The following is a 26,188-nucleotide window of genomic DNA, read 5'->3' on the forward strand; positions in this document are numbered from 1 at the left end:
TAGTAAACTCCTTTTTTTACCGGTAACCAAAAGGCGAAGTATGCCCTTTTACACACGGAAAGAAAGGAGTTTTTATGTATTTTAAAAGATTTACCGTAATATTTTTATCTGCAATCATCCTATTCAGTAGTGTTGGGGTCTATCCAGCGCAGGCATATGCTGAAAAAAAGGCTTTTGAACAGGAGTTTTATTCCAATCCTGAGAACCTTCTTGGCCTGCTGCCGGAAATCGACCAGCACCAGCCGGTCAACAATCCAGCCCAGGGAATCAAGCCCACGGTGCCAAATACTTCACCAGAAATTCCAAACAGCCAGGTGGCTCCAAGAAAGCAGCAGCAGGCACCTCCGCCTGCAAACACGACTGCTGAACCGCCTGTCAACGTCGAAAACGGATATTTGGAACTGAAGGAAGAAGATATTCTTGTCCCGGAAGTATTGCGTCCGTTTGGCATCAAGAGAGATTACTCCAGCAATAATACCGAAGATGGTCCTTTTGGGAAAGGCTGGACCACATCACTGGAATCAAGACTCGAAATGTATGCCGAGTTTTCAATGGGAGAAAGCCGCCTAGACGGCAGCACCCAAAGCTACGCATTCGACAAGAAAGATCCGAATGCCTATGTGACCGAATACGATGAAGACTCCATGACAAACTATGAGCTTGACAAGGGCGAGTATATTACAGCGGCCAATGGCGATAAGCTTACAAGGATTAGCCAGTTTGAGTATGTTGTTGAAACAGCTGATAAAACAAAATATACCTATTATGGCTACTATGCATCGTGGAGAAAAGGCCAGGACGAAAAAGTCGGAAGATTGGTCAAACAAACAAATCGTTATGGCAACAGCATTCAATACGGTTACGACAATAAAGGCAAGCTTGAAACGATGACAGACGATTACGGCCGCACGATCCAGATCAAATGGTCAGGCAGCCATATCAGTGAGCTGATTGATCCAGAAAACCGTAAAATCAGCTTCTCTTATGATGGCTCTGGAAGACTGGAAAACGTAAACTACCCAGGAAATAAATCAATCACTTATTCTTATGACGGCGGCCGTATTTCAGGGATCACAAATGGTGAAGGGGAAACCACTTCATTCACGTATGACAGCAACAATCGTGTCAAAACGGCGAAAAATCCTGCTGGCGCTGTCCTGTATAGCTATTCTTATACAACTGACGGTTCAGGAAAACTGACGAAAACCATTAAGCAAAATCCAGCAGGAGAAGCATGGACTTATCATATTGCAAAAGAGAAGGCTGTCCGTGTCACTGACCCGCTGGGATATCAGACAAGCTTTGAAAACAACGATAATGGAAAGATAACGAAGAAAATTTCCAGCACAGGAACAGAAAGCTTTTCCTATGATGATAAGGATCGTATTAAGACAAAGACTGACATATTTGGCGTAACCACAACCTATACATATGAGGACTTATGGAATCAGCCAAAAACGATCAATGAATCCACTGGAAAATCAACCGTTTATGAGTACGATTCCAACGGAAAATTAACAAAGAAAACGGAAAATGGAATTGTTACGACTTATGGCCACGACAGCAAGGGCCGCATGCTTTGGGCGAAGGATTCTGCTGGCGCTCAAATCACCTTCGAATACGATGCTTTTGGCAATATGAAACAGGCGAAGAACGCAAAAGGTGAAATCACCAGCTACACTTTTGACAGCCTTGGGCACATCAAATCGATGCAGGAGCCTAACGGCTATAGAGAGCAATATCAATATGACGGGGATGGGAATCTCCTGAAGGTCACCTATGCTGATGGGAAGACGCTGCAGTATTCCTATGACAAGGCTGGCAGGATCCTGACGATTACCAACCAGCTGGGTCAGGTGACATCCCATAAGTATGATAACGCTGGCAAACTGGAAACCATTACAAACCCAAAAGGATACCAATATGTCTATTCCTATGACAGCAAGACTGGAAGGGTAAAAACTGTAATGGCACCAGGAAACCAGGTGATATCCTATGATTGGGACGGACTTGGCAGACTGAAAACCTTAAAAACAATCGAGGGTACAACCTCTTATGTTTATGGAGAGCACGGGGCGGAGAAAGTGACATCGCCACGGGGTACACTCGAGTATGTTTATAACTCAAAGGGCCTGGTTGACACAATCAAGGATGAGCTTGGCCGTACAACCAGCTATAAGTACAATAACTCCCAGCAGATTACATCAATCACTGATCCAGCAGGAAGAGTACAAAACTATGATTATGATTCAATCGGACGTTTGGAAAAGGAAAAGTCGTTTGATGGCCAGACAGTCCAGTATGTCTATAACGGACTTGGCTTATTAAAGGATAAAGTATATGCGGACGGCACAAAAGAATCTTATTTATATGATTCTATTAGACAGGTTTATAAAAAGACGCTCCGTGACGGGACCACCGAGGAGTATACTTACCATCCAGGCGGGCAGCTCGCCACAGTAAAAAATGCTCTCGGGCAGATCACGAGCTATGATTATGATAAAAACGGCCATGCAACAGAGGTAATCAACCCTGCAGGCGGAAAGATTACCTATTCTTATAATGCAATAGGGAACCTGACGGCGATTAAAAACCCGCTGAACCAGGTCACTTCATTCTATTACGATGAATTAGGCCGTACCGAAAAAATCATGGGTCCAAAAGAAAGCACTCAAACCTTCAAATACGATGAACTGGACCGCCTGGTTGAAACAGTGGACCAGATGGACAGAGTCCATAAGTGGACCTATAATGCAGCAGATAACACATCAACTTACACTCGTCCAGATGGAACGAAACTGACATACAAATACAATAGCCAGGGCTTGATCAGCGAGTTTAGCAACGCTCTTGGCGAAAAGACAGCCTGGACCTATGACAAGGCAGGCCGTCCAACCATCATTGAGGACGCACTCGGCCAAAAAATACAATTTTCCTATAACGTCCTTGATCAGGTCACAAGGGAAACACGGCCGGATAATGCTGTTACAGAATACAAGTACAATGATGCAGGCAGATTATATGAGGCCATTAATCCGCTAGGGCAGAAAACGACACTGTCCTATGATTCATTCGGCAGAGTGACAAAATCGGAAGATATCAAGGGAGCAACCAGCAATACCTATGATGTGATGGGCCGGACCCTAACCATGACGAACCCGCTCAAGCAGACGATGACATGGGCATACGACAAGCTTGGCCGGGTTAAAGAGATGGTGGATCCGCTTCAAGGGAAGACAGAGTATCAATACAATCCATTAGGACAGGCAGAGTTGGTGACACAGCCTAATGGAGCCGAACAAAAAATGAAGTATGACGCCTTGGGAAGGGTTACGAGCATGACTGACCCTCTTGGCAATAATACTTCCTACCAATATGACGAATTCGGCAACGTAAAGACAGTAACCGATGCCCTTGGCCAGAATTCCGCAATGGAATACAGCCTTGCAGGTGAGCTGCTTTCAGTGACGGATCCTGCAGGAAATAAGACACAATACCAGTACGATAAGCTTGGCCAGCTGATCAAAACAATCAACGCGCTTAATCAGGCCACATCCTATGAATACGACCAGGCCGGCCGTTTAAAACAGGCAATCATGCCGAATGGTGCAGTCACTTCACATAATTATGATGCACTGGGAAGAAATATAGAAACAATCGATCCCATGGCCGGGGTCACCAAGTACCAATATGATGAGGTCGGAAATATCCTTGAAACTGTCGATCCTATGGGGAAAAGCCGTTCATTTGATTATGATGCCCTTGGCAGGCTGGTATCTGAAACAGACCGACGAGGCAAAACGACGAAGTATGAGTTCAGTGACCAGGCAGGAATTGTAAAAGTAACCGATCCAACTGGAGCAGTCATTAGCCAAAAATTTGATGCGCTCCAGAATCTGATTGAGGAAACGAATCCTTTAGGGAACAAGACATTATATAAATACGATCCTCTTAACCGTCTGACGGAAGTGAAGGATGCACTCGGCAATATGGAAAAAACAACTTATGACTCAGTGGGCAATGTCCTTTCGTCAGTCGATAAAAATGGCCATGCAACAAGCTATGAATATGACCTTGCTGGCAACATGACAAGCATGACGAACCCGGCGGACGGGAAAATTTCCTACCAGTATGACAACCTGAACAGATTGGCTGCCCAGTCAAACTCGGACGGCGGAAAATCTGCTTACAAGTATGACAAGCTTGGCAATCTCGTACAGGAAATCGATCCTGAAGGCGGAATCTGGGCTTACGAATATGACGCCATTGGCAGGAATACAAAAGCAATCGACCCGCTGATGCGCGCAACAAAGTACAAATTTGACAGCGCCGGGAATCTTGAAGTGCTGACAGATCCGGCTGGAGGGGAAACCGGATTTAAATATGACCTGCTCTCCAGGATCCTCGAGAAGACAAATCCTGCGGGAGAGACATGGAAATACACATACAATAAAGTAGGCTACCTCCTTGAGGAAACCAATCCTCTTGGTTTTAAAACGAAGTATACGTATGATGCGGAAGGAAATGTCTTAAGCGAAACAGATCCGCTTGAGCACCAGGTTTCGTACCAATACGACGAAATCGGCCGTCCTCTCCAGGTAACAGATGCAAAAGGCTACAAGACTCACTGGGAGTATGACAGAGCCGGGAACATGCTGTCTGTTAACAATCAGGTTGGTGCCGTAACCAGCTATAAATACGACCCGCTGAACCGTGTCGTTGAAGAAATCTCTCCTCAAGGAAATACGAGGAAATATGAATATGACAAAGCGGGCAATCTTGTAAAAGAAACAGATCCTTTAGGCTACAATACCTCTTATCAATATAACTCTTTGAATCTGTTATCCAAGGTAAAGGATGCTTTAAAGGGAACTGCCCAATATGAATATGACAAGCTCGGCCAGATGATCAAGCAGACCGACCCGAATGGAAACATGAGAAGCTGGCAGTATAATCTTAATGGCCAGGTTTCAAAAGAGACAAATCCGCTCGGCAAGCAGACGCAATATTCATATGATCCTGCAGGCCAGCTCGGAAGCGTCACGATGCCAAATGGCAATACGGTTGCTTATCAATACTCGCAGCTGAGCCAGGTGAAAAGCGCCGACTATGGCGATGAAAAGATCAACTATCAATATGATAAAGCCGGAAGATTGTCGGGAATATCTTCCCCTGCATCCCATGAAAAGTATCAATATGATGCGATGGGTAGGATGACATTGCAGGACAATGTGAAGCTGGAAAAACAGCTGCAATTCAAGTACGATGCTGTCGGAAACATGCTCCAGGTAACAAACAGCGAGGACCGGACCACTGCCTATACGTATGACGAGCGGAACCAAATGTCGAGTGTGACGGATCCTGATGAAAACGTCACATCCTTTAAGTTCGATGGACTGGGCCGTGAAATCAAGAGAAGCATGGCGAACGGCAACACCATTGCCAGAAGCTATGACAAGGATGGAAACCTGTCTGAAATTGAAAATGAAAATTCAGATGGAGTCTTCTCTTCCTTTGCGTATCAGTATGATAAAAACGGCAATCGTACTGCGCAGATCGAGGAAGACGGAGCGGCTGCAAAGTATAGCTACGATGCCTTAAACCGATTGACAGCAGTCATTTATCCAAAGCAGAAGATCGAAGGCCTGAGGAATGAGCCAGATACTCCTTCTGATGGCAGCAAGAAACCAGGGAAAATTTCAGAGTCGATTGAATCAGGAATAGAGTCGATCGAATCTGGAATGAAGAAAATACAAGAAAAAATTGTTGCCCTTCCACTTATTGGTGACATGATTGGCGGTTCAGAGGAGAAAGACGCATCAGGCTCCTCAGTGACCGAACCAGAAAACCTGGAAAATGGAAAGGTTGGCAAAGAAGAAGCTTTGGATTCCACTCTTGATTCTTCTAATGCTGATGATGAAGTGAGGGAAGCAGCAGCTTCGTCAGACTCAAAAGACAAAAAGACTGAGGAAGAGAAAAACGAAAACAAAATCATTGCCTTTATTAAAGAAAAAATAAAAGCAGCGGCAGAGGCAATCGGAAGGTTCTTTAAGAATCTGTGGGAAAGCATAGTCAGCTTCTTCAGCGGCTCCAAGGCAGAAGCAGCAAAAGCTGATGTTTCTGAAACGGCACCAGGTTCGGAGAAAGGACAAAAAAATAAAGAGCCTAATGCTTCAGATGAGAAGAAGGCCAAAGAGGAGAAGACTACAGGAAAACCAGAAGAGAAAACTACTGGTGAAACTAAAGACAAGGGCAAGTCTCCTGCTCAAGAAGACAAGAACAAGTCTGATAAAGGAAATAATCCAAACAAGGGCAGAAAAGACAGCTCTGAAAAAGGAAAAGGCAAACCGGCAGAAAAGGAAAAACCGTCCAAGGGCAAAGAAAACAACGGCAAAAATAACAAATCACCTTTATCATGCGGACCTGATGGGAACATCGAACTTGACCTGAGCAACGGACCAGTGGATGACCTGCCAGATTATTTGGTGAATCCACAAAGCAAAGTCAAGTACACCTACGATGCAGCCGGAAACAGGCTGACGATGACGGATGACGAAGGAACCACCGAATATACGTATAACAAAATGAACCAGCTGCAGACAGCTGGAAAAGAGCGTTATGAGTATGACGACAATGGCAATGTCATCTCCAAAACAAACAGTGAAGGCAAGGTCCAGTATAGCTACAACAACAGGGACCAGCTGACCCTCGCCGAGTTCGAGGATGAAAGCTATGTCGGCTACTCCTATGACGGAATGGGACGCCGCATCTACCGGGAAGAAATGTCCTGGAAGGATTTTGACGGCCTGAAAAAAGGGAAGGAAAAAGGAAAAGGCAACGAGAATAGTAAGGGCAAGGCCAAAGGCAAAGCCAACTGCAACGACAATGCCAAATCCGGAAACGGCCCATTCAACAACCCGGGACAGGGCAAGAAGCTTGGCCTGTACAAGAAATACGGCGAGAATGGCCAGGATCATGTGTACCACAAGGAAACGACCTACCTGTACGAAGGCCTGTCCAATGTTCTCCATAAGGAATACAGCGCGACCGGATCTCCTTATGCAGAGTACTACAACGGACCGGACAACCAGATCGTCTCACGCAAGATGTTCGGCATGCATGGATTGTCCAACCCGGCACACGACCCGGCTCTGAAAACAACTGGCGGCATGCTTTATTACCAGTATGACGGCACAAGAGCCGTATCCGAGGTGACCGACCGACACGGCGACATCATCGAGCGCTACCGCTATGACGCGTTCGGCAGCATCTTCACCGGGACAACGACGCCATACAATTACCATGGCTACACCGGCATGCGCTACGACGGCAAATCCGGCCTGGTCGACATGAACGCCCGCTGGTACAACCCGGGCACGGCACGATTCATGAGCGAAGACACCTATCCAGGTGATGTCAGCCAGACCCAGACACTCAACCGTTACGCCTACGTCATGAACAACCCGGTCAACCAGTGGGATCCGACGGGGCATATGGCGGAAGACTTATTCGGAGCTGCAGTACCATCGTGGGTGAAAGCTGGAGAGACCAAACTGATCCAGGTGGGTACCAACACCCATGAATATTGGGAGCCGGTTCCTGGCACATCACCGACACCAGTGCCATCGGAAATCATGCTGGTCAACACAAGCACGGCGAAGGATGGAATCACTGACACCTACCAGCAGTCATTCACCACGACGTGGTATTACCAGTACACGACGATCCTGATCCAGGATGATATTTACAAACGGCTTCATGACCCAAGGGAGCAGTCCTTCTCGGAAACAGAAACCTATCAGTGGGACGTCTTCATCTCCGCAGAGGAAATCGCCAAAGGCAACCAGGAGAAGATCAGGGCGATGGTCGGGTTCCCGGCTGATGCAAAGCTTGTCTCGGTGGATGTATCGTTGCCGCAGGCATATGATCGGTTCCTGCAAAGACAATTGGCCAAACATCAAAAGACGGATGTACCTGAAATACCGAAGATGATTTTCCCATACATTAACCCGTCACTAGCAGGAGGAGTTAATCCTTATTCTTACCCAACTTATTCAGGGATAGGATTAAACCTTGTGGACTGGTCTGAATTTGGCGGCGGAATAGCAGATGGGTTTAACTCAACAATTGATGGTGTTAAGTATCTGTTTACCCACCCAGGGGATTCCCTCATTCATCTTAGCAAGATGATCAGCACAAACCCTATGGATATCCCTTACAAGTATAAGGTCGGGCAGACGATGATTTCAGATATTGTTACCTATACGACTGAAAATTCAGGATCCAGGGTAGCGGGAAGAGCAGGCTACGAAATCATAGTAACCGGACTAGGAGCTAAAGGAGTAACATCAGCGCCGAAATTGGTGAAGGGTTTGAAAGGTCCTAAGGGTATAGATAATGTTATTAGTAATGGTAGAGTTACAGTTAACTCAATAAAATCTAACCTTAGTGTATTTAGTGGAAAGAATGCGGATGAAATTGCTGGAATTTTAAAGAGTCAAGGTTATGATGTTACTGTAAAAGCCTCTACTAAATCACGCTCTGGTGCACAAATAATTAAAATTAATAATCCAGGAGACGGTAGAAATATAACACAATTACAAGTATCACCTGGTGGAGGCAGACATGGGGATAATCCTTATATAAAAATTAGTACAAGTGACCAAGGTATAATTAAAATTGTAGATGGAACAAAGAACACTTATAAAACTGATGGAAAAGAAAATGCTACTATTATTTTTACTGGGAAGTGACATATTTGATTGATTTACAGGCACCTATCGTCCCTTGGGAAGGAATGGGCGGAATAAAACTAAATAGTCACATCAATGAGTTTTATTCAATGATAGAACAATATGGTAAACAACCGAAACTATTAGGGAAATATTTGATAAGATATGAAATAGATAACTCATTAGATTTATGGTTTAATTTATTAAATGGCAAGTTATTTAAAATAACTGCTACAAGTAACTATTATGGTACTTTATTTAATAAAATTAGGGTAGGAATGCACATTGATGATGTTATAAAGCTAGAACCAAGTTTTGTTTATGATGATTTTGAAGAAGTGTATTGTAGTTCTAAAGGAGTTTACCTTGAAACAGACCCCGTTGAACAAACAGTTTTATGGATATCAGTATATATCAAAGAAATAGATAATCCAGATTTTGAGAGAGGAAATTGGTAGGAACACCTTTGAAACCTTGATTGGCTAAATGCCTTTCAAGGTTCCTTTTTTGTTGGTGGGGCTACCCAGTGACGAATAGTTTATTTTTTATGCAGAGGAAATGAGTAACTCCTGTCAGCCCCATATTATGTTTTTTACAAATTATATAATACGTACAATACCTTTTAAACGTATGCCCTATTTACTCATTATTTTATTAAGCAAATATGCATAATATCATCAGTTACTACTATTTTTATTCTCCAAATCCTTATCTTCGCTTTCTCCCTGCCTTTAAAATTTTTCGCAACTTTTACGTACATATAACGATTACTATCGCAAGAGGGCTACTCCACCTCGATTAACTCCTGAATGTCGATGTCTAACACTTTGCATACTGTTTCTAATGTTGAAAGATAAACCCTGTCCACATTTTCTGAACAAAGATGGCTTATAGTATTGGGGCGTAACCCTGTTAATCGGGCTAACTCACGTTGAGAGAGGTCACGTTCTTTAAGGATTTCCTTTAGTTTGATTGAAATTGGCATGATATTTCCCTTCCTCTGTTTATATTACTTTTACGATACACAATAAAATTGTATCGGTAAAGGGGTTGATTGTATCGCTAAAGCCGCATACAATAAATATATTAAATATAGCGGCTAAGCGTTACGTTAATCTCAATATATGTAACGGAATGGTGAAAAGTTGAATGGTATTGACGTGAAGGCAAGGTCCGATATAGCTACAACAACAGGGACCAGCTGACCCTCGCCGAGTTCGAGGATGAAAGCTATGTCGGCTACTCCTATGACGGTATGGGACGCCGCATCTACCGGGAAGAAATGTCCTGGAGGGATTTTGACGGCCTGAAAAAAGGGCAGGAAAAAGGAAAAGGCAACGAGAATAGTAAGGGCAAGGCCAAAGGCAAAGCCAACTGCAACGACAATGCCAAATCCGGAAACGGCCCATTCAACAATCCGGGACAGGGCAAGAAGCTCGGCCTGTACAAGAAATACGGGGAGAATGGCAAGGACCATGTGTACCATAAGGAAACAACGTATCTGTACGAAGGCCTGTCCAATGTCCTCCATAAGGAATACAGTGCGACAGGATCTCCTTTTGCAGAGTACTACAACGGACCGGACAACCAGATCGTCTCACGCAAGATGTTCGGCATGCATGGATTGTCCAACCCGGCACATGACCCGGCTCTGAAAACAACCGGAGGCATGCTTTATTACCAGTATGACGGCGCAAGAGCCGTATCCGAGGTGACCGACCGACACGGCGACATCATCGAGCGCTACCGCTATGACGCGTTCGGCAGCATCTTCACCGGAACGACAACGCCATACAACTACCATGGCTACACCGGCATGCGCTACGACGGCAAATCCGGTTTGGTCGACATGAACGCCCGCTGGTACAACCCGGGCACGGCACGATTCATGAGCGAAGACACCTATCCAGGTGATGTCAGCCAGACCCAGACACTCAACCGTTACGCTTACGTCATGAACAACCCGGTCAACCAGTGGGATCCAACGGGGCATATGGCAGAAGATTTATTCGGAGCGGCAGTACCATCATGGGTGAAAGCTGGAGAGACCAACCTGATCCAGGTGGGTACCAACACCCAGGAATATTGGGAGCCGGTTCCTGGCACATCTCCGACACCAGTGCCATCGGAAATCATGTTGGTCAATACAAGCACGGCGAAGGATGGAATCACTGACACCTACCAGCAGTCATTCACCACGACGTGGTATTACCAGTACACGACGATCCTGATCCAGGATGATATTTTCAAAAGGCTTCATGATCCAAGGGAGCAGACCTTCTCGGAAACAGAAACCTATCAGTGGGACGTCTTCATCTCCGCAGAGGAAATCGCCAAAGGGAAACCAGGAGAAGATCAGGGCCATGGTCGGGTTCCCGGCGGATGCAAGGCTTGTCTCGGTGGATGTATCGTTGCCGCAGGCATATGACCGATTCCTGCAGAAGGAATTAGCGAAGCTAGCCAAAGTGACGCAGCCTGAAACACCAAAAGCCCCGAAACCAGAGAAGAACTGGTGGGATATTGGATTAGGTGCTCTACAGGTAGTAGGAGGAGCAGCAGAAGCAGTCGGCGGTGCGGCATTGGCAGTCTTTACAGCCCCTACCGTAGCGGGAGCATTAGCAGGATCCTATATGATCGTGGACGGCTATTACAACATGAAAGCCGGCATCAACCAGATGAGAAATGGCTTTATCGGAGAAAAACGGTACGACACCACTCATGGGTTGGAAGAAGCCTTCGCATCCCTGGGAGCGATGACAGGGCATGAAACCCTGGGAAGGGGAACGTATTACGCCGTTTCCATCCTCAACCCGTTAAGTGTTTCCGGGAAAATCAATTCAGGGGTAAACATCAGCAAAGCCGTGACAAGTACCACCAAGAGCCTGAAAGCAGTCGATACAGCGACGAAGGAAGCTCCACTTTTAAGATTGGATTTGCAGACCTTTGCGAAGAATCCAAGTGATGATTTAGTTGCTAAGGGTACGGGTAAAATACCATCTTCGAACACTAAAGTAATAGAATTACCTGAAAAGACTGCCCCACGGCCAGTAAAACCTCAGGATGCTACAAATAAATGGGAGGAGTTTTTAGGGGAAGGAGAGTATAGGAATATACATCCTATAAAAGGAACGTCGGACCCTAATAGAATATTTTCTGCAGATGGAAAACGTAGCATTAGATATGGAAATCATGAAATGGGGAGCAAACCAACAAAACATCATTATCATGAAGAAATGTGGGATTATGACCCATTCGAAGATACTATGACTTACAGTAACACTATTATAAGAGTTCCAATTCAGAGGTGATGTCCATGAAAATCAAAATAATAAAAAATGAAGGGAAATATAATGACCAGATTGTAGTAAGCTTTACTTCTGAGTTTGGTGGTGGAAAAGCTAGCTGGAATGGAGAAAATCCAATAGAAGGTCGAGAATATTTTGTCGAGCTAGAAATACCAGATACAGTAGAGTGGAGAAAAGATGTTACTAAGTCGGTCAAAGAGCAATACTGTATTAAAAGTGATGGGAGCTCCACAGTTATAGTTTGTGAAGTTGAAACATTATTTGAGTATGGGTGTTGTGATTTTAGAATTGGATCAAGTATAGTTACTCTTGATATCGAGGGAGAACCTTATCCGAAAGGAACATTTGTTGAGATAAGTTCTCGGAATCTCATTTTGTATGATATAAACTTGTAATTATTTAACCTTGACTGGCTATATGCCTTTCAAGGTTTTTTTACTTTAAGATATTTATGGTAAACAGCAATATGAGTTTTGAATCAAATACTCATGATGGTTAGCAAACTTACTAGATTGGTTGCAGTGACATTTAAATAAAACAATCACACTTACTATTCGATTATATTTGCACACGAGAATGACAAAGCAAGTAATGCTAAAGGTGGCAACATACAAATATATAAAGCTAGTACCACAAGGAAACAACGTACCTGTACGAAGGCCTGTCCAATGTCCTCCATTCGGAGATCGTCCTGGTCAACACAAGCACAACGAAGGATGGAATCACTGACACATACCGTCAGTCATTCACTACGACGTGGTATTACCAGTACACGACGGTTCTGATTCAGGATGATATTTACAAAAGGCTTCATGACCCAAGGGAGCAGACCTTCTCGGAAACAGAGACCTATCAGTGGGACGTCTTCATCTCCGCAGAGGAAATCGCAAAAGGCAACCAGGAGAAGATCAGGGCGATGGTCGGGTTCCCGGCTGATGCAAAGCTTATTTCTACAGAAGTTTCCGTTCCTTACCATTGGAGACAGCACCAACTGCGAGAATTTGAGAAACAGTTTAGATTAATCGAACCCCAAGGTCCAAATAACAATCATTCTCTTACATCCAATGGTTACGATTATGAAATAACATTTGAATCTAAAAGAAGAGTCTTGGGAGGTTATGGGGATCATCCGGATCCAAGTGCATTAGGACATATAGTAGTTGGTGTCCTGGACTACCTGTACATGGATGACCTTAGGACGATCAAAGAACCATCAAGTTCGCCTGGCCAAGTTACACTGTCATCTTTCTCGCTGTTTTATAAACCTGTGGGAGTAGCGGGTGATGCACTGAAGGTTACTGATGATGTAGTAACTACGGTCATTAAAAGAATTGATGATACTAAGGGTACGGGTAACTCTATAGGAAATGGAAAACAATATAGCACTCTATATGAGGCAAGTACAGGAAATGGTGCATCAAGAAGTGCGCATCGAAATGCAGCTAATAAAGAATTTTATAATCAAATGGCTAATGATGCCCAATTTAAGAAAGCAATGGACGATTCCTTTGGTTATGATGTAATGGGACATATGAATAGTGGAAAGAGTGCATTAAAGAATCCATCTAAGGATTGGGCTTGGCATCATCCTGCGGACACACCAGGTGTAGTTAGACTAGTTCCTAAAAATCAACACCAAAGCCCATTATTACAAGATGTTTTACATCCTGGTCCTAATGGCCAAGGTGGATTTGGATTGTTCAAATAGAAAGGAAGATGAGGGTTAAAATGAAAAATGCTGAAGAAATTGCAACTAGAGCAATTATATTATTGTGTCTCTCTGACAGATGTGCCTTAGAAAGAACAACAATTGGGGGAAGATTATATACATTAAAACAAAGAGACGAGCAGAGGAAAGCTATATATAAATGGTTGCATGATAAAGGTTATAATATCTCAATGACTTTGGATGAAAAATTGTTATTTGAGCAAGAAGTAGGTAAAGGAAATAAAGATGAAATTCTCTCAAAACAAATTCAATATGAAGCAATTGAACCTTGTTTATGGTCACTGGGACTTGTAGATAAACTATCTGAATATGATAGATTAGTTTCGGAGGATTTTCATCCTTTGTTAGAGATAGGTGGGACGCATTCATTAGAAAAACTTTTAAATAAATGTCGTTTAAGGGTGTTTGATGATATAGTCCTACAAAATGAAATATCTATGCTTTGGCATTGGAGAACAAGAGAAGCAAATAATTCAATTTTTAACCTTAAGCCTGCAAAGGAGATAATAATATCTACTTTTGGAAACCAATATATGCAGGTTATTGATAGCATGCAAGCATTTAAGAATGATCAGAATGATTTTATTGTAAATAATAAAGCTTTTAATGATTTAAATTCAGAAGAGATGAATCGTATGAAATTTATTGCACAATGGAGACATCATGCTTTTGAATGGATAGTGGGAAATAAAGCATGGGATGAGGTAGAGTTGAATACGTAAAATTATGTTTAAGACCTTGATTGGCTATATGCCTTTCAAGGTTTTTTTAAAATTTATTTTATATTAATTCAGGTGATATTTGAGTGAGACAATAAGAAAATGATTTGTTTGAGAATCGAGAGCTCATGAAGGTAGTACCATCATGGAGTTTGGTTTTAATACTAGGATAGTGTGACAAGTTCGATAATTAGGCGAGATGACATTTTACATGGCAGGGGTACTTATACATGGAATGGCTAACAAACTAACGAGAATGACAAAGCTCGTGGCGATAAACAATGGATAACGTGAAAGTGTTTGTTTGTGCTACCTTGGCTTAAGTTTTGGGTTGTATTTTTACTAGAGACGGTCGTATAATACTCGCTATTCGTTAAAAAGCGTTACGAAAATTAAAATTTATGTAACGGGAGGGTGAAAAGTTGAACGTTGTTGGATATATAAGAGTCTCGACTCAAGGGCAAGCAAAAGATGGATATAGCTTGAAATATCAAGAAGAGGAAATCAAGGCATATTGTGAAGAACAAGGCTTGAACTTGATACATATTTTTAGAGATGAAGGAATTAGTGGCGCAAAACTAAATGAAGAAGCATTAGAGATTGACAGGGTGGGCTTACAGGAGATGTTGGCTCACCTTTCGTCTGTCCAAATTGATTATGTGGTGGTGCTCAATACAAGTCGATTATGGAGGTCAGATATTGTGAAAGTGCTGATTTAAAGAGAGCTGAAGAAATATGGCTGTGATATTAAAAGTATTGAACAACCATTTTACAGTATCCACAAGAAAGACCCCAACGACTTTTTGGTCAACGGCTTAATGGAGTTATTAGACCAATACCAACGGCTTGAAATTGCTCTCAAGCTAACTAAAGGGAGAAATAAAAAAGCGAAGGAAGGTGGGTATGCAGGAGGAAGGGTAACCTTTGGATACATGAAACAAAATGGTGAAAAGGAACTTAAGATACATAACGGTCAAGCTGAAGTAGTGAAACGGTTGTTTGAACTTAAACAGAGACATAAGAGATGGTCTTTGTCTAGGTTGGCAGAAGCATTGAATGAGGAAGGCTATCAAACAACACAAGGTAAAGCATTTACGAAAGTACAAGTGAAACGCATTTTAGACCGAGAAATATTTTATCAAGGGATATATACATACGGACAAATACAAGCAAACGGGAAACATGAAGCAATAATTTAGAAGGCTACTTAAAAAAGGGACTCATTTTCTTATAAGTTCTTATGAAACGATGAAAATGGATAGGCTTTCGTACCAATGCGCACCGATAGGTGAACGCTCGAACTAAGGTTGCCGGCATTTTCATTTAATTGAATAGGAGGATGAGTCAATGCACGAAAAACAGAAACATTTGTATGTTGGAGTAGACTTGCATAAGCAACCCCATGTGGCAGTGGTCATTAATTGTTGGCAAGAGAAGCTAAAGGAAATAAAATTTGAAAATAAACCGTCTGACTTTCCAACTTTTTTAATGGATATTGATAAACTAATAGAAGAAGGAATGACTCCTGTATTTGGTTTAGAAGATGTAGGTGGCTATGGACGATCGTTAGCACAGTTTTTAGCCGATCATGGACAGGTTGTCAAAGAAGTAAACCCAGCTCTTTCATACGCTGAACTAAAAAGCCATATGACCACACAAAAGAGTGATAGCTGGGATGCAGAATGTGTGGCACGCATTTTGTTGAATCAACTGAACCATTTGCCTGACGCGAAACCGAATGATTTATTTTGGTCGATACAACAATTGGTCACTAGAAGAAATGCATTGGTAAAAGCACAAGGTGCTTTAAAGAACCAACTACATATACAATTGAACCACCATTATCCAAGCTATAAGAAGTTTTTCTCAGAAGTGGATGGAAAAACAGCATTGGCTTTTTGGAAACGTTATCCTTCACCGTCTTGTTTAGAAGGTTTGAGTGTAAAGCAATTGACCACATTTTTATTAGAAGTAAGCAATAATACATGTTCGGTGAAAAAAGCCAATGAAATATTGAAGCTGATGAAAGAGGATGGGAATACAACAAAAGAACATCAGGAGATAAGAAACTTTTTGGTAGAAAGTACTGTGAGCCATATTTTATTTGGAAAGCAGGAAATAGGCAAGGTGGAAAGAAAATTAAAAGAGTTAATGAGTTTACTAGACTTTCAACTAGAATCCATGCCAGGCATTGAACTTGTAACAGCATCTGCTTTAATTGCGGAGATTGGTGACGTAAGACGTTTTCCAAATGCCAACAAATTAGCACGATTTGCGGGGATTGCACCTGTTTTCTTTGGCTCTGGTGGGAAAGGTAAGGAACATAAAAGTAAACAGGGAAATCGAGCGCTGCACGCTATATTTTACACCCTCGCAGTCCAACAAGTGCAAGTAGCAAAAGGAAGTAAACTGCCACGTAACCCTGTGTTCCATGCTTATTATCAACGAAAGCTGAAAGAAGGTAAAACAAAAGGACAAGCATTGGTGTGCATTATGCGAAGGCTTGTGAACATTGTTTATGGCATGATGAAGCATAAAACACCTTATAGACTACCCGATATAAAAGAAAAAGAAGTAGTTTAATAAGGTTTTAGATAGGTTGTTTTTTTATTAGCAGCTTTTAAGATTACAACATAGGGTACGGGTAAACAATCCTTATATCATTATACAAATGAGAAAGGAGCAAATGGGATACTTGATTCTAAAAGCCAATAACCCTAAAGATGTGAGGTATGGTAATGGTCAGTATTTATCTGATATAGCACCAGAAACAAAAACTCCCGCGCAACTAGCAAAACAATTTATCAACGTACCAAATAAGTACAAATATACACACTACATGGAAATAGATGTGAGTGGTTTGGAAGTAATAAAAGGTCGAGATGGTGTTTTTGTAATACCGAATGAAACAGCATTAGATTTGACAGGAAGAATAGTTAGATCAGGGAAAGTTGGCGGGAAGTAGAAAGGTGAAGTAAATATATGAAATATCTTTTAATTGAATTTGAAGATGAAGAGTATTGGATAGAAGTAGGAACTGATGGTTATGCATTAAGACAAATCGTTTTTGATAACGATAAAAATGTACATGTTTCTAGTTTGGAAGATTGTTTGGCTGAAGGACCTATAGATGAAAATGACATGGAAGGAAAAATAAAATTAATTACAAAACATGAGTTTGAGGAAAATTGGAATAAAGCCACACTGAAAAAAAGGGAATTGTGGGGAATTCAAAAAATGGAATACGCAATTGGAAAAGAAGTGTGTTTTAAAGTAGCTTATAATTATCCTCAAGGATGGGTTTTAAAAGTAGAAGATTTGATTGGTATTTATAGTGGTGACTGTGATCTAAGTTATGGTCAATGGGTTAAGGGAAGAGTCCTAGGTTATGATGAAATAAATATGTGGCTGAGGATTTCTGATTTAAATATTAATTAAAACCACTGAGCCTTCAAAAATTAACATTGATGAAACCTTGATTGGCTTTTAGCCTTTCAAGGTTTTTCACTTTTATAGCTTTTATGGTTAAACAATTACTTAGTATTTGAATCAAAAACTCATGATGGTAAGTAGTGTTAAGAGATTGGTTGCAGTGACATTTAAATATAACTACCACACATACTACTCGATTTAAATTTACACATGAGAATGACAAAGCTCGTTGTGATAAATAAGGAAACAAACTTGTACATAAGAAAATGAATGACCCAATAAAAGGAAAAGTTTTATGTTAGGTAGACATTGAATAATGCTTAAGTGAAATTCAGAACTCATGAAGGTTGTACCATCATGGAGTATCGTTTTAATATTTGGGAGGAATGAACAAGTGTGAGAAATGGGGATATGACATTTTATATGGTCGGGGTAGTTATGACATGGAATGGCTAATAAACTAACGAGAATTGGCAAGCTCATGGCGATAAACAATGGCTAACGTAAAAAGGTGTTCGTACACTGCGTTGCTTTTAAATTTTGGGTTGTATTTTTACAAGAGACGGTCGTATAATACTCGCTATTCGTTTAAACATCGTTACATAAATTGTGATTTTCGTAACGGGAGGGTGAAGAATTGAACGTTGTTGGGTATTTACGAATTTTAACTCACAAGCAAGAGATGGATACAGCTTAAAGTAACAAGATGATGAAATCAAAGCATTTTGTGAAGGACACGGCTTGAACTTGATTATTTTTAGAGATGAAGGAATTAGTGGTGCAAAACTGAATGAAGAAGCAATGGACATAAGCCCAAGGATTTATTAAAGCAGCACAAACATCAACATCAAAGATAATAATCTATTATACACCTACAGGAAACTCAGTAATTGCACCAGAATTATTAATGGCAGCACAAAATGAGGGTATAAAGATTATTCAAATAGGAGTGAAGTAAATGGCAAATACTTTTGACCTCATAAATTTAAATATCATGAGTTTAAAAGACTTTCAAGACGCCGAACTTGCAACTAATGTAATGGAAAAGATAAGTCAATATGGAAAGGATTTTATTCCTAACAAATACGGTTTGTATCAGCCTCTAAAGAACAAGTATGATGCTAAAAGTATTGACAATGTTGTAAAGCTTTGGATGAATGAAGAGAATAATATAAACAACCGAGAGAATCTATATTTAGCAGGACAAGTGCTCATGGAGAAAAAAGGAGGGCATAAAGTAAGTTATCAAATTCGATGGGAAAAAGACAACCAGGCAAGATTTAACTTTTTCAACTTATCGGTTGAAACCGTTTATCTAAAAAATGAAAAGAATTATGAAAAATTTCTAAATCTATGTAATGATTTAATTTTATTATTAGAACCTGTGCATGGGGAGATTGTAAATTTGTCATTCAAGGGATGGGATGCTCCCAAAAATTTAACGGTAAGACATCCCGAACTTAATTGGATGGTGTTTTTTGGAAGACCATATATTGACTTGTTTGGAAAAGAATCACTGATCACCGCACCTTGCTGTAGTGTCCATACTTTGAATGAAAATATAATAGGAATGCAATTAACTGAGAATTTATTCAATCCCATACCTTCAAGTGTAAGAAGCTCTGTTAAAAAGTACTTAGGTGAAGAAGCGTTCGTTGAAGAAGGAAAATCATATAGAAGATATAGTTCAGGTAAAGTCCCAGACTTTGATTTTTCAAATGTTCTTTTTGATAAAAAAAAGCCTGTTGTAGAACCGCAAATTAGAAATAAATAAGTTTATTCGGAAGGTCACACAAGTTTTCATTAGTGTGACCTTTCTAATGTATGAATTTTGATTCTCTAAGTATGACATTTTAATCAGGGCTCAGGTAACAATCCGGGACAGGGCAAGAAGCTCGGTCTGTACAAGAAATACGGCGAAAATGCCAGGACCAGGTGTACCATAAGGCACCTAAGACAGGGATGAATACTGCCAATGTATCGGGATAATCAGCTTACTCTCCGCCATCTCCATCTCCATCAGAATCATCCCCTTTATCCCCAATGTTATCTGGTGCAGAGGAAGGATCGCTGATATCAGGTCCCTCACTGCGGTCCGATGAATTACGGGTATTTTTAACAATCAAAAAAGCAACAATTAGAAAAATAACAACAACACCAATTAAAATCTCCATAAATACCTCCAAAAGATTACTTAGTATATTTAATTTTACAATATGCTAACTTTATTAAAAGTGTAAGACAAAGTTCAACAAAATGTTTCAAATTTTTCAGCAAGAAGTTACTTATTTCTTCTTCTTGTGATAAAATAAACAATTAGGGTAGAATATGGTTCGCAGATTGCGGCAGCGTCTGTGTAATCTCGGACATCGTGATCTATTTTTAAATAGATGAGTTTTTTGAACAGCTGAGATAACGAGGCTAAGTCAGCCGCAGCCAGCGCATTTATCAAGGAGGAAAAAAGAAAAATGTTTGCTAGGGATATCGGGATTGACCTTGGTACAGCCAATGTGTTGATCCATGTAAAAGGCCGTGGAATTGTCTTGAATGAACCGTCTGTTGTGGCGATTGATAAGAATACGAATAGGGTTTTGGCTGTTGGGGAAGAAGCGCGTAAAATGGTTGGGCGTACACCTGGCAATATTGTAGCAATTCGCCCGTTGAAGGATGGCGTCATCGCGGATTTCGATGTAACGGAATCCATGCTTAAACATTTTATAAATAAATTGAATGTAAAAGGATTCTTGTCTAAACCGCGCATCCTGATTTGCTGCCCGACGAACATCACAAGTGTCGAGCAAAAGGCGATCAAGGAAGCAGCAGAAAAAAGCGGTGGCAAGAAGGTATACCTTGAAGAAGAGCCAAAGGTGGCGGCCATCGGCGCTGGCATGGATATCTTCCAGCCTAGCGGCAACATGGTTGTCGACATCGGCGGCGGTACGACGGATGTAGCTGTCCTTTCAATGGGAGACATCGTTACATCTCAATCGATTAAAATGGCCGGCGATAAGTTCGACGCGGAAATTTTAAATTACATCAAACGTGAATATAAGCTGTTGATCGGTGAACGTACATCTGAAAACATCAAGATTCAAATAGGGACTGTCTTCGCAGGCAGCCGGAGTGAGGAAATGGAAATTCGCGGACGCGATATGGTGTCTGGACTTCCGCGCACAATCACAGTTCGTTCTGAAGAGATTGAAAAGGCATTGAGGGAGTCTGTTGCCGTCATCGTCCAGGCAGCAAAAACAGTTCTTGAGAAGACTCCTCCTGAATTATCTGCAGACATTATCGACCGCGGTGTCATCCTGACTGGCGGCGGTGCATTGCTTCACGGCATCGATCAGCTGATGCAGGAAGAGCTGAGGGTACCGGTACTGGTAGCTGACAATCCAATGGACTGTGTGGCAATTGGTACTGGGATTATGCTTGACAATATCGATAAGATTGATGGACGCAGACGTAGAATAGTATAAAAAAATCCGGGATCCTTAGAGTAAAAATAAAGGGATTCCGGATTTTTTTTGTTATTTACCCAATTTTTCTGGAATAAAACCCAAAATCCTACATTTTCCTGCAAATTTTTAATGTTTCTTGCCGATATATTTCTTATAATAGAGAGTAGTGAAAAAATTTCCTTAAAAATAGGTGTTTTTCCAATTGAGGTGGAAACATGTTCAAAGGCTTTTACACAGTCGCGTCCGGGATGCTTGCTCAGCAGCGCAGAACCGAGATGCTCACGAATAATATGTCAAATGCTAATACGCCAGGCTATAAGGCGGACCAGGCGGGAATGAGGGCATTTCCAGAGATGCTGCTCCAGCGCTTCGACACGCAGCAAATTCCTACAGAGAATGGCCTGAATTTGCCGTTCAACAGGGAAATTGGCACAATCAATACAGGTGTTTACATGCAGGAAGCGATTCCAAAATTCATCCAGGGCGATTTACGTGAAACTGGAAGAAAGACGGATGTTGCATTGCTTGATATAAATATGCCGGAAAATGGCTCGGTATTTTTCACGGTTCGCCATCCAGATGGTTCGGTCCGTTATACAAGGAATGGAAATTTCACGACTGACGGACAGGGGTATTTGACGACAGGCAGCGGGCATTACGTCCTGGATGCTGCTGGCCAGCAGATCCAGCTTTCAAGTGACCGTTTTACGATCAGTGAGGGTGGTCTGCTGACAGGTGAAAATGGTGAGTCTGCCAACCTTGGTGTGGCCTACGCAAATAATCCGCTCAGGCTGATTAAAGAAGGAGACGGCCTGTTCCGCACAGAAGATGGCGGTGCGCTGCCAAACGCTTTCGGAACTGCCGGCGTCCAATTCAGAACTCAGCAAGGATTTCTTGAACAATCCAATGTCGACATCAGTAAGACGATGACTGACATGATGACGGCTTATCGCGCATTTGAAGCGAACCAGAAGATCCTTCAGGCTTATGATAAAAGCATGGAGAAGGCTGCTAATGAAATTGGAAGATTATAATTTATTTTTTGGATAAAAATATCCCATGCCAGGATCTGGCACACAATGAGGTATAACTTATGAACAGAACAATGATCACCGCAACAAATACATTATCCCAGCTTCAGAAACAGATGGACATGATCAGCCATAATTTAGCGAATATCGATACGGCAGGCTATAAACGCCGCGACGCATCATTCACGGATTTACTTGTCCAGGAATATCGAAACCAGCCGAACAATACCCTTGAACCTCAGAATCGGATGACGCCTTTTAATATCAGGCAGGGGAATGGTGCAAAACTTGGACAGGTTCAGCTGGTGATGTCCCAGGGGAGCTTGAAGACAACTGATCGTTCGCTGGACACAGCATTTACGGCAGAAGGCCAATTTTACCGTGTAATGGTCCAGAATGAGGACGGCAGCTCAGCAATGCGTTTGAGTCGTAACGGTGCACTCTATCTGACCCCGCTGTCTGAGAATGAATCAATGCTTGTTAATAGCGACGGTCATGCCATTCTTGATGAGAATAGCCAGCCAATCACCATTACAGGTAATGTGAAAAATTTCCGGATTAACGAGTCTGGCCGTTTTTCAGCAGAAATGTATAATGGGACGAGCCAAGATTTCAATCTTGGTGTAGTATTGGTAGAGAAGCCGCAGTTTTTGGAACAGAAGGGCGCCAATCTGCTTGGCTTGCCAGAAAACCTTGCTGAGCTTGGTGTTGACGAAGCGGATATTCTTACTGTTCTCAATGGCCAGCAGCGCAACAGGGTTTCGATTCAGCAAGGAGTCCTAGAGCAATCAAATGTGGATATGAGTAAAGAAATGACGGATTTAATCAATGTACAGCGGAGCTATCAGTTCCACTCAAAATCGATTACGCTGGCCGACCAAATGCTCGGGCTGGTGAATGGAATCCGTTAAGAGGGGAAGAACTAACGAATGGCTTTGAACAAGAATAATCAAGAAGCAATAACGCCTGAAGAAGTGAAAAAAGAAAAGAAAACACGCGAAAAAAAGAAAAGAATCCGGGTTCGCCTTATTCCGATCTGGCTTCGGGTTATTATTGTACTTCTGCTTTTAGCTTCAAGCATCTTGCTGGGAGCCATGTTTGGCTATGCAGTAATGGGTGATGGCAAAGCAAAGGATGTTTTTGAGAAGTCTACCTGGACTCATATCATAGACCTGATAAATAAAGAATAAAATTTCGAAGGAAGGGTTTTTTCCCTTCCTTTTTAATTGCATTTTTTAGTACAATATAAATTAAGCACCTAATATTAATAGGAGGTACTAAAAAAGATGCTTGATATTACCCAGATTAAAGAAATCATCCCGCACCGCTATCCATTTTTACTAGTTGATAAAATTGTTGAAGTCGAAGAAGGTAAAAGGGCTGTCGGCATTAAGAATGTATCCGCAAACGAAGAATTCTTTAACGGTCATTTTCCCGACTATCCTGTCATGCCTGGTGTGCTTATCGTAGAAGCTTTGGCTCAGGTTGGAGCTGTTGCGGTTCTAAAGCTTGAAGAAAACCGAGGCAAAATCGGATTTTTCGCTGGAATAGATAACTGCCGTTTTAAAAGACAGGTAAAACCAGGCGACCAGCTGAGGCTGGAAGTGGAAATGATCAAGCTTCGCGGCCCGATCGGCAAGGGGAAAGCAGTCGCTACTGTGGACGGGGAGCTTGCTTGTGAAGCGGAAATTACGTTTGCGATTAAATAATCAAGAAGAGGACCCAAATGATTTGGGTTCTTTTTTTACATAAGGATTGATTTGAGGTGATTTAGGATTGATTAAAGAGAATTATGTAATGATTGACTCCGTTTAGGATTGATAATCAAGAATTATGGGGTAATTAATTCAAATTTAGGATTGATTATTTTAGAGGTGATAATTATCGGTTCTTTTTTTAACAATCAGCCTTTATTCGGACTTTAAACGTGCTGTGTTGATTCGCTGTTTCATGGATACAGGTATGAATTCGTATTTTTTTACAAATTAATGCAAGTTTTTTTCATAGGTGGGCAATCTAACAGCAGACCCGTGCAACTGGTCTCAAAAATACCTACTTAAAGAAAGGGGCTTTTACCTATGAAGAAAAAGCTGTTAATGTTAATCGGCGGCTCTTTGCTGTCGGCTATGTTCCTTGCTGGGTGCGCGAATAATGATGATCAGAATCCTCCTCCGGATGACAATGTTGAAAATCCAGCGGACAATGACATGAACGACAACAATAACAATAACAATAACAATGACGATGGCATAATCGAGGACAATAATGACGATGTGCCTGATACGCCGGATACCAACACGGACGATGATGGCGACATGATGAAGGACAACAATGAGCCTGGTGAAGATGCTGTTGAAGACCAAAAAGATATGAATGATAAAAATGAGGAAGACCAATAAAATGAATGGGCAGGAGTAGATTCCTGCCTTTTATTTTTGCATAAAAAAACTCCAGCCAGGAAGCGGGAGTTCAGTTACACTTTTTTTGGCTGCAAAATCTTTGGCCTTGTAATGATCTTTTCCTTGAATTCCAAAAGAAGTTCCTCGCCCTTATATCCTTTATCAAGCAGGTATTCGAGCAGTTTTTCAGGATAATCGCTCTTTGGCTTTGTCAGATTACCTGTTAAAAGGATGCTGGCATGGTTCTTCAGCTTTTTCACACAGCAGACCTTTGTCATGAATGCTGCCGGGTCGTTCTCTCGTTTGGTGATGACGACTTGGACGATGATTTCTTTGTCGTTGTCGCACGCTTCCTGAAAATACGGTATATACTTGTGGTCGGTGAAAACCTCGACAAGCCATGTACCTTTGTCATCCTCTTTGTTGATAATCAGGCCGTCTTCCATTTCGATATCTACTAAAGCATCATCATCAGCCAGCTGCATTGAAATCAACTTGAACGTCTTCATGTCAACCACCTCCCGTAATACTTGTCCAAATTATAACACAGGGAAGTTCGAAAGCGAAAATAACACCGTATGTCGAAAGAAAAATTTCCGGATGGGTAAAAATCAGTTTTTACCGGATGGTTAATGATGAAAAGTGATTTATCTGGGATGAATTGAGGTGGTTAGCCTGAATTTTGCAGGAAAAAGAACCATTTTCCTCATTTTACTCCTTTATTAAAAAGGAATATCATCAGGCTATAACTGAGAAAGGAGATGAAAAGGTGATCAATCAAGTAACGCTAGTAGGCAGGCTGACCAAAGACCCGGACCTGAGGTACACGCCTGATGGCAAGGCTGTGTCGAATATAACGCTTGCAGTGAACAGGCATTATAAGAATGCCAGCGGCGAAATTGAGGCAGACTTCGTTCATTGCATCCTCTGGGGCAAAACTGCGGAAAACACAACTAACTATTGTAAAAAAGGCGCTGTCCTTGGTGTGACCGGACGCATCCAAACACGGAATTATGATAATCAGGAAGGTAAGCGTGTCTATGTGACCGAGGTTGTTGCCGAGGGAGTTAGGTTTCTGAGTTCAAAGCCAACTCCGCAATCTGCGTCAACATCCCAGCAGCCCCAAACAGTTCCTACCACGCCGCCGCCGCAAAGAGAGGAGCTTCCATTTGTATAGCGAAACCGCCTCGATCGAAAAGCTGCTGGTCAGCCTGATTAAAATGGTTGGAAAGAACAATGAGAAGATCGACGAACTCACCAAGCGTGTCCGCCAGCTTGAAACCGCCTCCCAAGAAAAGCAAATTAACCGAGTCTACTCCTTCATTGCCGAACCGCCACAAGCAAATTCCAGCAGAAAAGAATATGCACGTCGATGATATTCAA

22 protein-coding genes and 1 pseudogene are annotated in these 26,188 nt (G+C 41.9%); 20 read left to right on the forward strand and 3 right to left on the reverse strand.

What is annotated here, in order from left to right; translation table 11 throughout:
- The first annotated feature begins 74 nt into the window (after positions 1-74).
- A complete protein-coding gene (locus B5X77_RS06695) occupies positions 75-8,753 on the forward strand; it encodes an RHS repeat-associated core domain-containing protein (protein WP_079506414.1) in 8,679 nt (2,892 codons plus the stop codon).
- Positions 8,750-9,190 carry a hypothetical protein gene (locus B5X77_RS06700; RefSeq protein WP_257391743.1) on the forward strand — a complete coding sequence of 147 codons (441 nt, stop codon included), beginning with the start codon at positions 8,750-8,752 and terminating at the stop codon, positions 9,188-9,190. Before B5X77_RS06695 ends, B5X77_RS06700 begins: the two co-directional genes overlap by 4 nt.
- Before the next feature lie 326 nt (positions 9,191-9,516).
- Here the strand turns inward: B5X77_RS06700 and B5X77_RS06705 are convergent, their stop codons facing one another.
- Positions 9,517-9,717 carry a helix-turn-helix domain-containing protein gene (locus tag B5X77_RS06705; protein WP_079506418.1) on the reverse strand — a complete coding sequence of 67 codons (201 nt, stop codon included), beginning with the start codon at positions 9,715-9,717 and terminating at the stop codon, positions 9,517-9,519.
- Positions 9,718-9,987: 270 nt separating this feature from the next.
- Here B5X77_RS06705 and B5X77_RS06710 point away from each other — a divergent pair, with 270 nt between their 5' ends.
- The 10 genes and pseudogenes from B5X77_RS06710 (at position 9,988) to B5X77_RS06755 (ending at position 19,691) form a co-directional block, all read left to right on the forward strand.
- Positions 9,988-11,160 (forward strand): RHS repeat-associated core domain-containing protein, encoded by a 1,173-nt coding sequence (locus B5X77_RS06710; RefSeq protein WP_079506420.1) that lies wholly within the window; start codon positions 9,988-9,990, stop codon positions 11,158-11,160.
- Complete coding sequence (locus B5X77_RS06715; protein WP_139378316.1) at positions 11,096-12,040, forward strand: hypothetical protein; 945 nt, start codon at positions 11,096-11,098, stop codon at positions 12,038-12,040. Before B5X77_RS06710 ends, B5X77_RS06715 begins: the two co-directional genes overlap by 65 nt.
- A gap of 5 nt (positions 12,041-12,045) precedes the next feature.
- A complete protein-coding gene (locus tag B5X77_RS06720) occupies positions 12,046-12,432 on the forward strand; it encodes a hypothetical protein (RefSeq protein ID WP_079506424.1) in 387 nt (128 codons plus the stop codon).
- A gap of 521 nt (positions 12,433-12,953) precedes the next feature.
- Entirely contained in the window at positions 12,954-13,745 is a 792-nt protein-coding gene (locus B5X77_RS06725; RefSeq protein WP_079506426.1) for a hypothetical protein, read from the forward strand.
- A 20-nt stretch (positions 13,746-13,765) separates the two neighbouring features.
- The gene (locus B5X77_RS23555) at positions 13,766-14,488 is read left to right on the forward strand and encodes a DUF4272 domain-containing protein (protein WP_218970304.1); all 723 of its coding nucleotides are present in this window, start codon (positions 13,766-13,768) and stop codon (positions 14,486-14,488) included.
- 419 nt (positions 14,489-14,907) lie between these two features.
- A pseudogene (locus B5X77_RS06735) lies at positions 14,908-15,684 on the forward strand (recombinase family protein).
- Between the two features lie 148 nt (positions 15,685-15,832).
- Positions 15,833-17,068 (forward strand): IS110 family RNA-guided transposase, encoded by a 1,236-nt coding sequence (locus B5X77_RS06740; protein WP_079506430.1) that lies wholly within the window; start codon positions 15,833-15,835, stop codon positions 17,066-17,068.
- Positions 17,069-17,171: 103 nt separating this feature from the next.
- A complete protein-coding gene (locus B5X77_RS06745) occupies positions 17,172-17,450 on the forward strand; it encodes an HYD1 signature containing ADP-ribosyltransferase family protein (protein ID WP_218970305.1) in 279 nt (92 codons plus the stop codon).
- 17 nt (positions 17,451-17,467) lie between these two features.
- A complete protein-coding gene (locus B5X77_RS06750) occupies positions 17,468-17,923 on the forward strand; it encodes a hypothetical protein (protein ID WP_079506432.1) in 456 nt (151 codons plus the stop codon).
- A 952-nt stretch (positions 17,924-18,875) separates the two neighbouring features.
- Positions 18,876-19,691 carry a hypothetical protein gene (locus B5X77_RS06755; RefSeq protein WP_079506434.1) on the forward strand — a complete coding sequence of 272 codons (816 nt, stop codon included), beginning with the start codon at positions 18,876-18,878 and terminating at the stop codon, positions 19,689-19,691.
- A 220-nt stretch (positions 19,692-19,911) separates the two neighbouring features.
- Here B5X77_RS06755 and B5X77_RS06760 read toward each other — a convergent pair whose 3' ends face one another.
- Positions 19,912-20,091, reverse strand: a complete 180-nt coding sequence (locus B5X77_RS06760) for a hypothetical protein (RefSeq protein ID WP_079506436.1) — start codon at positions 20,089-20,091, stop codon at positions 19,912-19,914.
- Positions 20,092-20,385: 294 nt separating this feature from the next.
- Here B5X77_RS06760 and B5X77_RS06765 point away from each other — a divergent pair, with 294 nt between their 5' ends.
- The 6 genes from B5X77_RS06765 to B5X77_RS06790 all read left to right on the forward strand — a co-directional run bounded on the left by B5X77_RS06765 (position 20,386) and on the right by B5X77_RS06790 (position 24,805).
- Complete coding sequence (locus B5X77_RS06765; RefSeq protein WP_079506438.1) at positions 20,386-21,393, forward strand: rod shape-determining protein; 1,008 nt, start codon at positions 20,386-20,388, stop codon at positions 21,391-21,393.
- Between the two features lie 197 nt (positions 21,394-21,590).
- Positions 21,591-22,409 carry a flagellar hook-basal body protein gene (locus tag B5X77_RS06770; protein ID WP_079506440.1) on the forward strand — a complete coding sequence of 273 codons (819 nt, stop codon included), beginning with the start codon at positions 21,591-21,593 and terminating at the stop codon, positions 22,407-22,409.
- A gap of 59 nt (positions 22,410-22,468) precedes the next feature.
- The gene (locus B5X77_RS06775) at positions 22,469-23,317 is read left to right on the forward strand and encodes a flagellar hook-basal body protein (RefSeq protein ID WP_079506442.1); all 849 of its coding nucleotides are present in this window, start codon (positions 22,469-22,471) and stop codon (positions 23,315-23,317) included.
- An 18-nt stretch (positions 23,318-23,335) separates the two neighbouring features.
- Positions 23,336-23,596, forward strand: coding sequence for a DNA-directed RNA polymerase subunit beta (locus tag B5X77_RS06780; protein ID WP_079506444.1), 261 nt, complete (start codon positions 23,336-23,338; stop codon positions 23,594-23,596).
- A gap of 96 nt (positions 23,597-23,692) precedes the next feature.
- Positions 23,693-24,115 (forward strand): 3-hydroxyacyl-ACP dehydratase FabZ, encoded by a 423-nt coding sequence (gene fabZ, locus B5X77_RS06785; RefSeq protein ID WP_079506446.1) that lies wholly within the window; start codon positions 23,693-23,695, stop codon positions 24,113-24,115.
- A 369-nt stretch (positions 24,116-24,484) separates the two neighbouring features.
- Positions 24,485-24,805: a hypothetical protein gene (locus B5X77_RS06790; protein ID WP_079506448.1), complete on the forward strand. Its 321-nt coding sequence runs from the start codon at positions 24,485-24,487 to the stop codon at positions 24,803-24,805.
- A 74-nt stretch (positions 24,806-24,879) separates the two neighbouring features.
- Here B5X77_RS06790 and B5X77_RS06795 read toward each other — a convergent pair whose 3' ends face one another.
- Positions 24,880-25,314, reverse strand: a complete 435-nt coding sequence (locus tag B5X77_RS06795) for a YwpF family protein (protein ID WP_079506450.1) — start codon at positions 25,312-25,314, stop codon at positions 24,880-24,882.
- Positions 25,315-25,574: 260 nt separating this feature from the next.
- Here B5X77_RS06795 and ssb point away from each other — a divergent pair, with 260 nt between their 5' ends.
- Complete coding sequence (ssb, locus tag B5X77_RS06800; protein WP_079507600.1) at positions 25,575-25,982, forward strand: single-stranded DNA-binding protein; 408 nt, start codon at positions 25,575-25,577, stop codon at positions 25,980-25,982.
- The gene (locus B5X77_RS06805; protein ID WP_079506452.1) at positions 25,975-26,181 is read left to right on the forward strand and encodes a hypothetical protein; all 207 of its coding nucleotides are present in this window, start codon (positions 25,975-25,977) and stop codon (positions 26,179-26,181) included. Before ssb ends, B5X77_RS06805 begins: the two co-directional genes overlap by 8 nt.
- Positions 26,182-26,188: the final 7 nt, after the last annotated feature.

The sequence above is a fragment of the Mesobacillus jeotgali genome (genome assembly GCF_900166585.1).
Classification (GTDB): domain Bacteria; phylum Bacillota; class Bacilli; order Bacillales; family Cytobacillaceae; genus Mesobacillus; species Mesobacillus jeotgali_A.

What these genes read in the sequence shown, in the direction of transcription:
- B5X77_RS06775 (WP_079506442.1), top strand. Translation starts at nt 22,469, where the DNA reads ATGAACAGAACAATGATCACCGCAACAAATACATTATCCCAGCTTCAG.
- B5X77_RS06745 (WP_218970305.1), top strand. Translation starts at nt 17,172, where the DNA reads ATGGGATACTTGATTCTAAAAGCCAATAACCCTAAAGATGTGAGGTAT.
- B5X77_RS06750 (WP_079506432.1), top strand. Translation starts at nt 17,468, where the DNA reads ATGAAATATCTTTTAATTGAATTTGAAGATGAAGAGTATTGGATAGAA.
- B5X77_RS06710 (WP_079506420.1), top strand. Translation starts at nt 9,988, where the DNA reads ATGGGACGCCGCATCTACCGGGAAGAAATGTCCTGGAGGGATTTTGAC.
- B5X77_RS06770 (WP_079506440.1), top strand. Translation starts at nt 21,591, where the DNA reads ATGTTCAAAGGCTTTTACACAGTCGCGTCCGGGATGCTTGCTCAGCAG.
- B5X77_RS06780 (WP_079506444.1), top strand. Translation starts at nt 23,336, where the DNA reads ATGGCTTTGAACAAGAATAATCAAGAAGCAATAACGCCTGAAGAAGTG.
- B5X77_RS06715 (WP_139378316.1), top strand. Translation starts at nt 11,096, where the DNA reads ATGGTCGGGTTCCCGGCGGATGCAAGGCTTGTCTCGGTGGATGTATCG.
- B5X77_RS06755 (WP_079506434.1), top strand. Translation starts at nt 18,876, where the DNA reads ATGGCAAATACTTTTGACCTCATAAATTTAAATATCATGAGTTTAAAA.
- B5X77_RS06725 (WP_079506426.1), top strand. Translation starts at nt 12,954, where the DNA reads ATGGTCGGGTTCCCGGCTGATGCAAAGCTTATTTCTACAGAAGTTTCC.
- B5X77_RS06740 (WP_079506430.1), top strand. Translation starts at nt 15,833, where the DNA reads ATGCACGAAAAACAGAAACATTTGTATGTTGGAGTAGACTTGCATAAG.
- fabZ (WP_079506446.1), top strand. Translation starts at nt 23,693, where the DNA reads ATGCTTGATATTACCCAGATTAAAGAAATCATCCCGCACCGCTATCCA.
- B5X77_RS06720 (WP_079506424.1), top strand. Translation starts at nt 12,046, where the DNA reads ATGAAAATCAAAATAATAAAAAATGAAGGGAAATATAATGACCAGATT.
- B5X77_RS06695 (WP_079506414.1), top strand. Translation starts at nt 75, where the DNA reads ATGTATTTTAAAAGATTTACCGTAATATTTTTATCTGCAATCATCCTA.
- B5X77_RS06790 (WP_079506448.1), top strand. Translation starts at nt 24,485, where the DNA reads ATGAAGAAAAAGCTGTTAATGTTAATCGGCGGCTCTTTGCTGTCGGCT.
- B5X77_RS06765 (WP_079506438.1), top strand. Translation starts at nt 20,386, where the DNA reads ATGTTTGCTAGGGATATCGGGATTGACCTTGGTACAGCCAATGTGTTG.
- B5X77_RS06795 (WP_079506450.1), bottom strand. Translation starts at nt 25,314, where the DNA reads ATGAAGACGTTCAAGTTGATTTCAATGCAGCTGGCTGATGATGATGCT.
- B5X77_RS23555 (WP_218970304.1), top strand. Translation starts at nt 13,766, where the DNA reads ATGAAAAATGCTGAAGAAATTGCAACTAGAGCAATTATATTATTGTGT.
- B5X77_RS06760 (WP_079506436.1), bottom strand. Translation starts at nt 20,091, where the DNA reads ATGGAGATTTTAATTGGTGTTGTTGTTATTTTTCTAATTGTTGCTTTT.
- B5X77_RS06705 (WP_079506418.1), bottom strand. Translation starts at nt 9,717, where the DNA reads ATGCCAATTTCAATCAAACTAAAGGAAATCCTTAAAGAACGTGACCTC.